The 12,694-nt window shown below is 63.2% G+C and carries 13 protein-coding genes; 10 read left to right on the plus strand and 3 right to left on the minus strand.

Translation table 11 applies throughout. From position 1 onward, the window contains the following. Nucleotides 1-106: 106 nt before the first annotated feature. The 4 genes from VV088_RS04325 to VV088_RS04340 are packed head-to-tail and all read left to right on the plus strand — an operon-like array spanning nucleotide 107 to nucleotide 3,217. On the plus strand, nucleotides 107-793 hold the full coding sequence (locus VV088_RS04325) for a branched-chain amino acid ABC transporter permease (protein WP_334599551.1): 687 nt from the start codon (nucleotides 107-109) through the stop codon (nucleotides 791-793). Between the two features lie 13 nt (nucleotides 794-806). Further along, on the plus strand, nucleotides 807-1,721 hold the full coding sequence (locus VV088_RS04330; RefSeq protein WP_334599552.1) for a branched-chain amino acid ABC transporter permease: 915 nt from the start codon (nucleotides 807-809) through the stop codon (nucleotides 1,719-1,721). Beyond that, nucleotides 1,714-2,508 (plus strand): ABC transporter ATP-binding protein, encoded by a 795-nt coding sequence (locus VV088_RS04335; RefSeq protein ID WP_334599553.1) that lies wholly within the window; start codon nucleotides 1,714-1,716, stop codon nucleotides 2,506-2,508. Before VV088_RS04330 ends, VV088_RS04335 begins: the two co-directional genes overlap by 8 nt. Nucleotide 2,509: 1 nt before the next feature. Further along, the gene (locus VV088_RS04340; protein ID WP_334600463.1) at nucleotides 2,510-3,217 is read left to right on the plus strand and encodes an ABC transporter ATP-binding protein; all 708 of its coding nucleotides are present in this window, start codon (nucleotides 2,510-2,512) and stop codon (nucleotides 3,215-3,217) included. Between the two features lie 90 nt (nucleotides 3,218-3,307). Here VV088_RS04340 and VV088_RS04345 read toward each other — a convergent pair whose 3' ends face one another. Genes VV088_RS04345 through VV088_RS04355 form a run of 3 tightly spaced genes read right to left on the minus strand, consistent with a single transcriptional unit; the run spans nucleotide 3,308 to nucleotide 6,861 of the window. Next, entirely contained in the window at nucleotides 3,308-5,605 is a 2,298-nt protein-coding gene (locus tag VV088_RS04345) for a xanthine dehydrogenase family protein molybdopterin-binding subunit (protein ID WP_334599554.1), read from the minus strand. Beyond that, complete coding sequence (locus VV088_RS04350) at nucleotides 5,595-6,071, minus strand: (2Fe-2S)-binding protein (RefSeq protein ID WP_334599555.1); 477 nt, start codon at nucleotides 6,069-6,071, stop codon at nucleotides 5,595-5,597. The genes VV088_RS04345 and VV088_RS04350 overlap by 11 nt, the downstream gene beginning before the upstream one ends. Further along, the gene (locus VV088_RS04355) at nucleotides 6,061-6,861 is read right to left on the minus strand and encodes an FAD binding domain-containing protein (RefSeq protein ID WP_334599556.1); all 801 of its coding nucleotides are present in this window, start codon (nucleotides 6,859-6,861) and stop codon (nucleotides 6,061-6,063) included. The genes VV088_RS04350 and VV088_RS04355 overlap by 11 nt, the downstream gene beginning before the upstream one ends. A gap of 139 nt (nucleotides 6,862-7,000) precedes the next feature. On the opposite strand from VV088_RS04355, the gene VV088_RS04360 reads away from it, so the two are divergent. From VV088_RS04360 to VV088_RS04385, 6 genes are all read left to right on the plus strand, one after another. Next, entirely contained in the window at nucleotides 7,001-8,065 is a 1,065-nt protein-coding gene (locus VV088_RS04360) for an ABC transporter substrate-binding protein (protein WP_334599557.1), read from the plus strand. Next, nucleotides 8,028-9,026, plus strand: a complete 999-nt coding sequence (locus VV088_RS04365; RefSeq protein WP_334599558.1) for a FecCD family ABC transporter permease — start codon at nucleotides 8,028-8,030, stop codon at nucleotides 9,024-9,026. Before VV088_RS04360 ends, VV088_RS04365 begins: the two co-directional genes overlap by 38 nt. After that, nucleotides 9,023-9,847 (plus strand): ABC transporter ATP-binding protein, encoded by an 825-nt coding sequence (locus VV088_RS04370; RefSeq protein ID WP_334599559.1) that lies wholly within the window; start codon nucleotides 9,023-9,025, stop codon nucleotides 9,845-9,847. Before VV088_RS04365 ends, VV088_RS04370 begins: the two co-directional genes overlap by 4 nt. A gap of 6 nt (nucleotides 9,848-9,853) precedes the next feature. Further along, a complete protein-coding gene (locus VV088_RS04375; protein ID WP_334599560.1) occupies nucleotides 9,854-10,504 on the plus strand; it encodes a nucleotidyltransferase family protein in 651 nt (216 codons plus the stop codon). A 163-nt stretch (nucleotides 10,505-10,667) separates the two neighbouring features. Continuing rightward, nucleotides 10,668-11,723, plus strand: a complete 1,056-nt coding sequence (locus VV088_RS04380; RefSeq protein ID WP_334599561.1) for an FIST N-terminal domain-containing protein — start codon at nucleotides 10,668-10,670, stop codon at nucleotides 11,721-11,723. Between the two features lie 14 nt (nucleotides 11,724-11,737). Next, nucleotides 11,738-12,679, plus strand: a complete 942-nt coding sequence (locus tag VV088_RS04385; RefSeq protein WP_334599562.1) for a methyl-accepting chemotaxis protein — start codon at nucleotides 11,738-11,740, stop codon at nucleotides 12,677-12,679. Nucleotides 12,680-12,694 lie beyond the last annotated feature (15 nt).

Consider the following 12,694-nt stretch of genomic DNA (forward strand, 5'->3'; position numbering starts at 1 on the left):
CCCCCCCCCCCCCCTTCCCCCCTCTCCTCCCCCCCCCCCCCCCCCCTCCCCCCCCCCCCCCCCCCCCCCCCCCCCCCATTTCCCCCCCCCCCCCCTCCCCCTGGCGGTGGTGGTGGTCCTCGTCTTCGGAATGTGCCTGTCCGTCCTGACGGAGCTGGTCGCATACCGCCCCATGCGCAACAAGAACGCCTCCCGTCTGTTCCTGATGATCGCCGCTATGGGCGTTGACCTGATGCTGACCTATCTGTGCGTCAATATTTTCAGCACCAACGTGCGCCCGCTGAGCGTCCCCTTTCTCTCCGGCGTCATCAAGATCGGCGGCGTTACCATCGCCAAGCTGGACCTGTGCTCCGCCACAGTGGCCATTATCCTGCTGGCCCTGCTGTGGACGCTGCTCCAGAAGACCAAGTATGGCGTGGCCATTCGGGCCTCCTCTGTGGACACCAAGACCGCCGGTCTGATGGGGATCAACGTGAACGTGATCTCGCTGATCGTCTTCGCCCTGTCAGGGGTGATGGGGGCCTGCGCGGGCCTGTTTTTCGGCCTGAAGTACGCAGTGTATCCCACCCTCGGCTCCATTTCCAACAAGGCGTTTATCTCCAGCGTGATCGGCGGCCTGGGCAGTCTGCCCGGCGCTATTGTGGGCGCGCTGCTGTTGGGTGTGCTGGAGACCATGATTTCCGGCTTTGTGTCCTCTGCCTGGCGTGATGTGTTCTCCTTCACGCTGCTGATTGTCATCCTGATCTTCCGGCCCTACGGACTGATGGGGAAGAGCAAGAGCGACAAGATTTAAGGGAGGGGACGAAATGTATTACGCTTTGAGTATTGCCACAGTGGCCGGCATCAATATCATCTGCGTGTCCGGCCTTACGCTCCTGACGGGCTTTACTGGCATGTTTTCCATGGGCCACGCAGGCTTCATGGCCATTGGCGGGTATTCCGCCGCTGTACTGCATATGCACCTGCATGTCCCGTTCCTGCTGGCGGTCCTGCTGGGAGGAGTGCTTGCCGCGCTGTCCAGTCTGATCGTCGGTGTACCGACCATTAAGAACCGTCTGACCGGCGACTGTTTCGCCATCGCCATGCTGGGCTTTGGCGAGACCGTGCGCCTGCTGTCCAGCAACATCTATCCGGTCATCAACGGCGCGATGGGCCTGACCGGGATTCCCAAAAAGACCACCTTTACCGTAGTGGCGGCCTTTGTGGTGGTGTGCCTGTTCCTGCTGCACAACTACACCAAATCCCAGTACGGAAAAAACCTGGTGGCCGTCCAGCAGCAGGAGATCGCGGCGGAGATGATGGGCATCGACACCGTTAAGACCAAGCTTTGGTCCCTGGCCCTGAGCGCCTTCTTTACCGGGATGGGCGGCGCCCTCTTCGGCTTCTACATGACCTGCCTCTATCCCTCGAACTTCACATCCACCAAGTCTACCGACCTGACAGCCGCTGTGGTATTCGGCGGCACCAACTCCATCACCGGTCCGGTGATTGCGGCGGCGCTGCTGATCATCTTCCCGGAGGTGCTGCGGATCTTCGCCCTGTGGCGCTTTGTGATCTACGGACTCATGTTCGTGATGATCATGCTCTTCAAGCCGGAGGGCCTGCTGGGCTACAAGGAGTTCTCCATCCGCGGGATCGTGGGCTGGGTCCGGAAGATTCCGGCCCGGGTGAAAAACCTGGGGAGGATTCTAGACAGAGCAGGAGGGAAAAAAGATGGCTGATAAAACACTGTTCGAGCTGAAGGATATTTCCGTTCAGTTTGGCGGCCTACGGGCGTCGGATCATGTGTCCTTCGATGTGAAGGAGGGCGAGATCTTCGGGTTGATCGGCCCCAACGGAGCGGGCAAGACGACGATATTCAATGTGATCACTGGCAGTATCACGCCGGTGGAGGGCGATATCCTGCTGGACGGGAAGTCTCTGCTGAAGCTTTCTCCCGACAAGATCGCACGGTCCGGCATCAGCCGCACCTTTCAAAACATCCGGCTTTTCCCCAAAATGTCGGTGGCCGAGAACATTGCAATCGGGTTTCACTGCACCCCCATGTACTCCCGGCTGGAGGCCCTTCTGGGCCTGCCCAGCGTGCGCCGTGCGGAGAAGGAGGTCCAGCGCAAGACTGCGGAGATGCTGGAGATCTTCGGCCTGACCGAGTACGCCGGCATGCGGGCGGGCAACCTGGCTTACGGCCTGCAGCGCAAGCTGGAGATCGCCCGCGCCCTGGCCACCTCGCCCAAGCTTCTGCTGCTGGACGAGCCGGCGGCAGGCATGAACAACGACGAGTGTGTGGAGCTGGCCAAGCTGCTGCGGGATGTTCAGAAGCGGTTCCAGGTGACGATCATTATCATCGAGCACCACATCGATCTGGTCTTTGACCTGTGCAGCCGCATCTGCGTGCTGAATCTGGGCAAGGTGCTCAAGATTGATATCCCGCAGAACATTCAGAGCGATGAGAAGGTCATCCAATCCTATCTGGGAAGCAGAATGGAGAAGAACGATGAGCAGCAATAAGATGTTAGATGTAGAAAGCCTCCAGGTATACTATGGAGGGATTCATGCGCTCCAGGGCGTCTCGATGCACGTTGACGCGGGCGAAATTGTTGCGGTCATCGGCAGCAACGGCGCCGGCAAGTCCACGCTGATGCGCACCATCGCCGCAGACAAGGACTATAAGGGCGGCTCCATCCGCTTTATGGGGGAGTCCCTGCCCGCCAAGTCCCATCTGGCGGTGGCCAAGGGCATCTCGCTGGTCCCGGAGGGGCGGCGGATTTTCCCCAACCTGACGGTGCGGGAAAACCTGGTGCTGGGCGCTTATCTGCAGACCTCCAAGGAGACCATCACAAAAGAGCTGAACGACGTGATGGAGCTCTTCCCCCGTCTGAACGAGCGGATCAATCAGCAGGCGGGCACCCTCTCCGGCGGCGAGCAGCAGATGCTGGCCATCGGCCGCGCCCTGATGGCCAAGCCCAAGCTCCTCTGCCTGGACGAGCCCTCTCTGGGCCTGGCGCCCATCATTATCAATGAGGTGTTCCACAAGATCAAGCAGATCAACAAGGAATTTGGGCAGACCATCCTGCTGGTGGAACAGAACGCCTATCTGGCGCTGGAGGTATCCCACCGGGCCTATGTCATGAAGACAGGCGCCATCATCCGGGAGGGACAGAGCCAGGATCTGCTCCACGACCCGGCGATCCAGGAGGACTACCTGGGCGCCAAATAGGAAGCACAGCCCCAGATCAAGGTCAAACAGACAGCGCCGCACCGCTCTTAAGGAGCGGGCGGCGCTGTCTGCTGTAGGTTTGTCTGAACATCAGAGTTCCAATTCTGCTTGAGACATGGCGATGTGCTCCGGCGTGATGGGCAGCTCCCGGTGCCAGATTCCGGTGGCCCGGTAGATGGCGTGGGCGATGGCCGGAGGCGGAGTGTTGATGACCACCTCTCCGATGGATTTGGCCCCGAAGGGACCGGTGGGCTCATAGCTGGGTTCAAATTCCACCCGCAGCCGGCCCATATCCAGACGGGTGGGCAGCTTATACTGCATCAGGGAGGATTCGAACGGCCGCCCCTTGGCGTTGTAGGTGACGTTTTCGGTCAGCGTCATGCCGATCCCCTGGACGATGCCGCCCTCCGCCTGAATGCGGGCCAGCGCTTCGTTGATGGGGGTGCCGCAGTCCACCACGGCCATGTAATCCAGCACGGTCACATGGCCGGTGAGCCTGTCCAGCTCGATCTCCGCCATGCCCACCATGTAGGGGGGAGGGGAGACCGGGGAGGAGTGGGTGGCCGCCGCCTGAGCGGCGCGGCAGCTGGAGGTCTGAGCCCTGTAGGAGAGATCCGCCAGGCTCACCGCCTGCTGGCTGTGGAGGCGGCGCACCTGGGAGCCCTCAAAGACCACCTCGTCCAGCGGACAGTCCATCATCTCCGCTCCGATGGCGCGGATGGTCTCCTTCAGCTCCTCGCAGGCCCGTTCCACCGCCTTGCCCGTGACGTAGGTGGTGGAGGAGGCGTAGGAGCCGGAGTCGTAGGGGGAGACGTCGGTGTCCGCCCCGAACACCGCCACCGACTCCAGCGGGCAGTCCATGCACTCGGCTGCGATTTGGGCCAGGATGGTGTCGCAGCCGGTGCCCATGTCCGCCGCGCCGATGATCAGGTTGTAGGTGCCGTCGTCGCTGAGCTTCAGCACCGCGGAGCCCACATCCACATTGGAGATGCAGGAGCCCTGCATGGCCATCGCCACCCCGGCGGCCCGGACCCTGCCGTTGCCCATATCCCGTACGGGATAGCGTTCCTCCCAGCGGAACATCTGGCGGCAATGCTCCATGCACCGGTTCAGGGCGCAGGCATTGGCGGTTTCGCCGTAGTAGGCGTCCATGACCATGCCCTCCCGGACCATATTCCGGTCCCGGAGGACTGTGGGGTCCATGCCCAGCATCTCCGCCAGCTCATTGACGGCGCTCTCCACCGCGAAGATGCCCTGTGTTGCCCCGTAGCCCCGGTAGGCTCCGGCGGGCTGAAGGTTGGTGTAGACCACGTCGTAGCGGAAGCGGTAGGCTTCCAGCCCCCCGGTGTACAGGGGGATGGACTTGTGTCCGGACAGGCCCACTGTGGTGGGACCGTGCTCCCCGTAGGCCCCGGAGTTGGACAGGGTGTACAGGTCCAGCGCCCGGATCTTTCCCTCTCCGCTGGCCCCCAGGCGGACCCGGATCTCCATCTCGTGCCGGGGGGAGCCGGCGGTCTGGCACTCCTCCCGGGTGTAGATCAGCTTGGCCGGACGGCCGGTCTTCAGGGTGACGAAGGCGGGATAGACCTCGCAGACGGCGGTCTGCTTGGCTCCGAATCCGCCGCCGATGCGGGGCTTCTCCACCCGGATCTGGCTTTTGGGAATGCCCAGCGCCCGGGACAGGATGCGGCGGACGTGGAATACGATCTGGGTGGAGGAGATGACGTGGAGCCTTCCGTACCGGTCCAGAGCGGTGTAGGTGCGGAAGGTCTCCATCATAGCCTGCTGGAAGGCTTTTGTGTGGTAGGTGCGGTCAAGGACCACGTCACAGCCGGCCAGCACGGCCTCCACGTCGCCGCTGCCGTTGGTCTCGCTGGCGATGAGGTTTCGTTGGTTGTCCCCTCCCACCGGGCAGGGCGGGAACCAGTCCTCCTCCGGGTGGACCAGGACGGGGTTGTCCAGTGCTGTACGGAAATCCAGCAGGGCGTCCAGCACCTGATACTGCACACGGATCAGCTTCATGGCCTTTTGCGCAGCCCGTTCGTCCTCTGCGGCGATGATGGCCACCGGGTCTCCCGGGAAGCGGACGTGGCGGTCCAGAATCAGCCGGTCATAGGGGGAGGGCTCCGGGTAGGTCTGGCCCGCAATGGCGAAGCGGGTGGAAGGGACGTCCTGCCAGGTGTAGATGTCCACCACGCCGGGGACCCTTTTGGCGGCGGAGGTGTCGATGTCCTCCACCATGGCGTTGGGGTGGGGACTGCGCAGCAGCTTGACCACCAGCGCGTCTCTGGGGGTCAGGTCGTCCATGTAGACGGGCTTGCCCAGCAGCAGGCGTCCGGCGTCCTTTTTGGGGACCGGCTTTCCAATCAGCTTGTACTTATGCTCCATGGGGGCCTCCCTTCGGTGCGCGGCGGTCCAGAAAGGCGCGGATGCCCCGCAGCTGCCCGTCGTAGCCGGAACAGCGGCACAGATTACCCGCCAGCCAGGCGCGGATCTGGTCATCGGTGGGGTCCGGGATTTCCCGAAGCAGGGCGATGGTGTTCACCACAAAGCCGGGGTTGCAGAAGCCGCACTGGTCGGCTCCCTGGGCGGCGATGAAGCCGGTGAACTCCGCGGCCTCCTCCTGGAGGCCCTCCAGCGTGGTGACGCTGCGGCCGTCCGCCCGGACCGCCAGCAGGGAGCAGGACAGGATGGGGCGGCCGTCCAGCAGTACGGTGCACAGCCCGCAGTTGGAGGTTTCGCACCCCCGTTTCACGCTGTAACAGCCGTGGGCCCGGAGAAAATCCAGGAGCAGCAGATCGGGGTCGACGCTGTCCCGGACCGGTTTGCCGTTGAGGGTGAGTTTAAGTTCCATCGTTCTGTCCTCCCAATTCCAGTATGGCCCGCTGGGTCAGCACCTGAGCCAGACGGCTCCGGTAGGCGGCGCTGCCCCGGAGGTTGCTTCCGGTGGGGGTGCGCTGGGCCACGGATGCGGCGAAGGCTTTGGCGGATGCCTCACAGATCCCGCCCTCCAAAAGCCGCCCCTCGTCCCGGAGGACGATGGCCCTGGCGGGACGGGCTCCGATGACGGTGCGGTACTCCCCATCCAGCCTGCTGGCCGCGCAGGTGAGGATGGGGAAGTCGGTGCGGCTGCCGCGCATGGATGAGTAGACACACTGGACAGGCCGCTTTCGGACGATCAGCCGGACCAGGATATCCCGGTCCGGCTCTGCCTGCGCGAAACGCTCCAGAGGGACCCGGCCTCCCTGGTACAGCTCTGCGTACGTGTCCAGGGCCAGAAAGAGGGTAAGCACGTCGGAAAATCCGAAGCGGCCAAAGATGCTGCCGCCCACCGTGGCCATGTTGCGAAACTGAACCCCTACAATGCTTTGCACCGCCTGGGCTGCGGCCCCGTGGGTGTACTGGTTCAGACCGGAGTGCTGCTCCAGCTGGCGCAGCGTTGCCATGGCGCCGATGGAAAATTCCTCCGGGCTCTCCTGGATGGCGTCCAGGCCCAGCCCGCTCAGGTCGATGGCGGTGGGGACGGTGAGTGAGGTCATCTTCAGCCAGAGCATGCCGCCCAGAATCCGGTTTCGCCGGTTTTGGTTCAGCTCGTAGGCCTGCTCCAGGCTCTGGGCCCGTATGTAATGTTGGATGGTTATCATAGGTGTGTTCTCCTTGGTGGAAGTTTCGGGGCGGAATTGCGACATTAATCGATATTATAACACGATTCTCTTGCGTCCGAAAGACTTATCTGATAAAATGCCTTATATCTTTACGACTTCAACGAAAAAGGAGAAGACCATGAAACGGATTGCTAATCTGCTTTTGCCCCTGCTCCTGCTGCTGAGCGCCGCCGCCTGCGGGCAGACGGGCACGCAGTCCCCGGATGTCTCCGCCGCCGGGAGCCGGCCCGCTCAAAGCGGCTCTGCGGAGGACCCGTCAGTTCCTGACCGCTATCCCATGACCCTCACCGACCAGGCGGGCCGGACCGTCACCCTTCAAAAGGAGCCGGAGCGCATCGTCAGCGGCTACTACGTCTCCACCAGCATGCTCATCGCCCTGGGGCAGAAGGACAAGCTGGTGGGGATCGAGGCCAAGGCGGACATGCGGGACATCTACCGCCTCAGCGCCCCGGAACTCATCAGCCTGCCCAGCGTGGGCAGCGCCAAGGAGCTGGATTTGGAGGGCTGCGCCGCTCTGGAGCCCGATCTGGTGATCCTGCCCCTCAAGCTGAAGAGCGCCGCTGGCGCCCTGGAGGAGCTGGGCATCCCCGTCCTGCTGGTGGACCCGGAGGACGAGGCGCGCTTGGAGGAGACCATCGGCCTGCTGTTTCGGGCCGTGCAGGGCCGGGAACGGGGCCAGGCGCTTCTGAGCTTTATCGGCAATCAGCGCAATCATCTGCTGGAGCAGCTGGGCGGCGCCCCGCAGCCCCGGGTCTATCTGGGAGGAAATTCCAGCTTTCTCTCCACCGCCGGGGGGCAGATGTATCAAACCAGCATGATCCGCAACGCCTGGGGGGAGAACGTGGCCCAGGAGATTGAGGACGCCTACTGGGTGGAGGTGGACTACGAGCAGATCCTGGCCTGGGACCCGGAGTATATCATTCTGGCCTCCGGCGCCAGCTACACCTGTGAGGATGTCCTCAGCAATCCAAGCCTGGCGAACTGTACCGCCGTGCGCAGCGGGAACGTGTACCAGATGCCCAGCAAGGCCGAAGCCTGGGACAGCCCGGTGCCCAGCGGGATTCTGGGCTCCGTCTGGCTGGCCGGGGTGCTGCACCCCGACCTGTTCTCCCAGGCGGAATGCGATCAGATCATTGAGGAGTACTATGAGACCTTCTACGGCTTCTCTTACAGCCAGGCGTGACCCCGTCTGGCTCTGCGCCGCCGCAGGTCTGCTGCTGGCGGCGCTGGCCCTGTGCAGCCTCTTTGTGGGGAAATACCCGCTGTCGCCGGAAAAACTCCTGGCCGGGGACCCTCTTCAGCTGCGGGTGTTCTGGACCCTGCGCTTCTCCCGGACGCTGATGGGGGTCCTTGGGGGCTTCTGCCTGGGGACGGCGGGCTTTGTCTATCAGACGGTACTCCGCAATCCCTTGGCCTCCCCGGATGTGATCGGCGTCTCCTCCGGGGCCAGCGCCGGGGCGGCGGCGGGCATCCTGTTCTGCTCCGGGACCGGGGCGGTGACGGCGTCCGCCTTTGCCGGGGCGCTGGGAGGGACGGCGGTGGTGCTGGGGCTGTCCAGCCTGGACCGGTCGGGCAAAAACAGCACGGTGGTGCTGTCTGGCATTGCGGTGCACGCCCTGGCCCAAACCGCCCTGATGTGCCTGAAGCTGACCGCTGACCCGGAGCGGGAGCTGGCCTCCATCGAATATTGGATTATGGGCAGTTTGAACGGCGTCAGCCTTGGGGCCATCGTGTGGAATCTGCCGCTGTGTCTGGGCAGTCTGCTGGCGCTGTTTTTGCTTCACCGGCAGATTGTGCTTCTGTCGGTGGAGGAGGGGGAGGCCCGGATGCTGGGCGTCCATGTGAGCCGCCTGCGGCTGCTGGTCATCCTGACGGCTGCGCTGACGGTGTCCTCGGTGGTCAGCCTGACGGGGCTGATCAGCTTTATCGGACTGCTGGCCCCCCACGGGGCGCGGCTGCTCACCGGACAAAACCGGGCTTCCACCATGTGGCTGAGCGGTCTGCTGGGCGGCGTGCTGCTGTGCGGCGCGGACCTTTTGGCCCGGAGCGCTGCCGCCGTGGAGCTGCCGGTGAGCATTTTTACCAGTCTGCTGGGCGCGCCCTTCCTGATCTGGCTTGTGGGAAGGGAGCGGAGGGGGATATGAGCTTTTTCTGTGCGGACCGCCTGACCGCCGGGTACGGCGGAGCGCCTGTCCTTCAGGAGGTCTCCTTTTCCCTCCAGGCGGGGACGGTCACCGGCGTTTTAGGGGGGAACGGCAGCGGCAAAAGCACCCTGCTCAAGTCGGTCTGCGGCATCCTGCCGCACAGCGGCAGCTGTACGCTGGAGGGAGAACGTTTGGAGACGCTGTCCCCCCGTAGGCTGGCCCGGCTCTGCGGCTATGTCCCGCAGAGCTGCGGCATTGCCATCAATATCAGCCTGCTGGACGTCGTCCTGATGGGCTTCAACCCCTGTCTGGGGCTGCTGGAGCGGCCCAGCCGGGCCATGCGTCAGGAGGCGCGCCGGGCGCTGGCTCTGGTGGGGCTGGAGGGAAGGGAGGAGGACAGCTATCTGACCCTCAGCGAGGGGCAGAAGCGGCTGTGTGTCCTGGCTCGGGCTCTGGCCGGAGGCGGGTCCCTTCTGCTGCTGGACGAGCCGGAGAGCGCTCTGGACGTTCCCCACCGCTGGCAGCTGATGAGCCTCCTGCGGCAGTGGGTGCTTGCAGGGCGGCGGGCCGCCCTGGTCACCCTCCATGACCCCGGTTTGGCGCTGAACGGCTGTGACAGCCTGATCCTGCTGAAGGAGGGAGCCGCCTGCGGCCTGCTCCAGCCCGGCAGGGACGATTTGGCCAGCATGGAGGCGGCGCTGGAGCAGATCTACGGAGGGGTTACACTGGCCAGATGCCTGGACCGCACCGGCCGGGAACAGCTGGTCATGCTGAAGGAACAGGAGGAGCCGTCTGGACCTCCCAGGGAAAGGAGCTGCTGAACCAGGATGAAGCCTGCCAGGACCCATGCGGCCGGACCGGCCGGCAGACCTCCCAGCCCGGGCCGTGACCGGCAGGACGCCCTGCTGGGATGCGTCATCATGGCCTCCGGAGAGGGGAGGCGGTTTGGCGGCAGCAAGCTGATGGCGGACTTCGGCGGAAGGCCGATGTTGGAGTGGGTCCTGGACGCGGCGGAGGGTATTTTTTCCCGATGGGTGGTGGTGACCCGGCATCCGGATATAAAGATCCTCTGCCAGCGGCGGCAGGTCCCGGTGGTGCTGCACGGCCTGCCCAGCCGCAGCGACACCGTGCGCCTGGGGCTGACAGCGGTGGGGCTGGACCTGTCCGGCTGCATGTTCTGTCCTGGGGACCAGCCGCTGCTGTCCCGGGAGTCGGTGCGGGCCATGGCGCAGTGCGCCGCCCAGGACCCGGAGCACATCTGGCGGCTGGCGTACAGCGGCGAGGCCGGAGCGCCGGTTCTGTTTCCACAGTGGGCCTTTTCCCGGCTGATGGCGCTGCCGCCGGGGAAGGGAGGGAGCGTGATCCTGGGCGAGTACCCCGAGCAGGTGCGCCTGACGTCTGCCCGGCGGCCGTATGAGCTGCGGGATGTGGATACGCCTGAGGCGCTCAAAGATCTGGAGGGCTGCCTGCGGCGGTGACCGGCATCCCAGGCCGGGTTGGTGGTTTTTGGTGAAATTGCTGGTATTTTTGATTGGAAATCTCTTCCAGAAAAGGAATGATTTGTCTTTCATAATTGACAGATGGATGGATTTACAATATAATAATGCAAGCCTTGAAATTATTTTGGAAGGGGACAACAGCATGAAGCAGTTTTATGGTATGAGCCAGCGGGGGAATCTGGATGAGGCGCTCCAGGGTCTCTATTCCCCCCAGTTCATCATGCTATTATCCAACAATGATCAGTTTGAGGAGCATGTAGCGGCTCTGGAACGGCGTTTTCCCGGCGTACCCAGCATTGGATGCATTGGAATGAGCTACCAGACCTCGGTGGCGGAGCACGGAGTGGGGGTCATTGCCTTTTCGGAGGGAGTGACGGCCGCCGCCAATGTGCTGGAGCAGGCGTCCACCATGCCGGTGAAGTACATAAAGCGCCTGGAGGAGGATATGCGGACGGTGGGCGGCACCAACCGGGACACCGTGTGCATCGATTTCTGCTCCGGCAACGACGCCTGTGTGCTCACCACCATTTACACCGCTCTGTGCAAGCGGGGCATCTCTCTGGTGGGCGGCACCGGCGACCAGGGCAAGGTGTCCGCCAACGGCCGGATCTATCAGGATGCGGTGGCCTACGGGCTGGTGCGCAACCAGAACGGCCGGGTGAAGACCTATAAGGAGAACATCTACCATCAGCTGGGCAACTACCGCTTTGTCGCCGCTGACACCGACCGGACCAACTACGTTCTGGGCTCTCTGAACGGCAAGAGCGCGAAGCAGGTCTATCAGGATATCCTCCACGTGACCGACGAGGAAATCCTGACCCGAACCTTCCAAAATCCCTTTGGCAAGTTGAACGGAGACGACACCTGCATCATTTCCATCAAGGAGGTCAAGGGGAACGCCCTGGCCTGCTTCCGCCAGGTGAACGATTCCGACGTGCTGATTCTGCTGGAGCTGGGCGACTATAAGGCCATCGTGCGGGAGACCATTCAGCAGATCTGCCGGGACTTCCCCCGTCGTTCGGCCATTTTCTCGGTGAACTGCCTGTTCCGCTACAAGCTGTTCTCAGAGCAGGGCTACATGCAGGGCTATCTGCGGGATATGTCGGCTCTGGGCAACCACGCCGGCTTTGTGGGATACGGCGAACATTACAATAACCGGTTTGTGAATCAGTCTATGACCTGTGTGGTCTTTGAGTAAAGGAGGGGACTTTGATGCTGTTGAAACGCAAACATCAGCCAGCCGCGGCGGTTCAGGAGGAAACGGGCCTGTATCCGGTGCTGCATGTCGCAGAGAGCCTGAAGGAGTATCAGAAGGAGCTTGTGAAAAAGGAGGTCTCCTCCCTCTGGGAGCTGAGCCAGGTCGGGGTGTCCTTTTCTGGCGTTCTGGAGGAGGGCGACCAGTTTCAGGTGAAGCTTCAGGAGCTGGGCGAGTCCTTCTCCGGCATCGGCGCGACGGCAGAGCAGTTCGGTCAGGTGCGGGGAGCGATCGGCCAGGCGGTGTCGGAGGCCCGGGACCAGATGGAGGCGCTGGGCCAGACCTCCATGCAGGTGCAGCAGTCCTATGACGCCATGGCGGAGACCTTTTCCCAGCTGGAAAACGCGATCCGGGGAATCCAGCAGACGCTGGGGAAGATCGTATCCATTGCGGAGCAGACCAATATTCTGGCCATCAACGCCTCCATCGAGGCGGCCAGAGCCGGGGCAGAGGGCCGCAGCTTTGCGGTGGTGGCGTCCCAGGTCAAGCAGCTGGCCGGGGAGATCAAGGACCTGGCCGGCGAGGTGGACAGCGGAGTCAGCGAGGTGGAGCTGCGGGCCAACGAGCTCAGCGGAAGCATTTCCGCCTCCCAGCAGACCCTGGGCCAGGGCGTAGGCATCGTCAACCAGACCGAGGGCAGCTTTGAAAAGATCACAGAGGCGGCGGAGGGAGCTGTGTCCGTGCAGACCGGGATCGTCGGCGTGATCGGGGAGTCTCAGCAGGAGCTGCAGCTGCTGTGCCAGTTTTTTGATCAGATCAAGAGTCAGTACCAGGAGGTGGTCAAGCACATCAGCTACGCCAGCCAGCTGGGCACCACCAAAAGCGCGATGTTTGAGGACATGGACAACATGATCTCGCAGATCCCTCCTCTGGTCCAGGAGATCGAACACAAACGCTGATCCGGGACGTCTTTT

Origin of the sequence: Lawsonibacter sp. JLR.KK007 (assembly GCF_036941135.1) — a bacterium.
GTDB lineage: Bacteria > Bacillota > Clostridia > Oscillospirales > Oscillospiraceae > Lawsonibacter.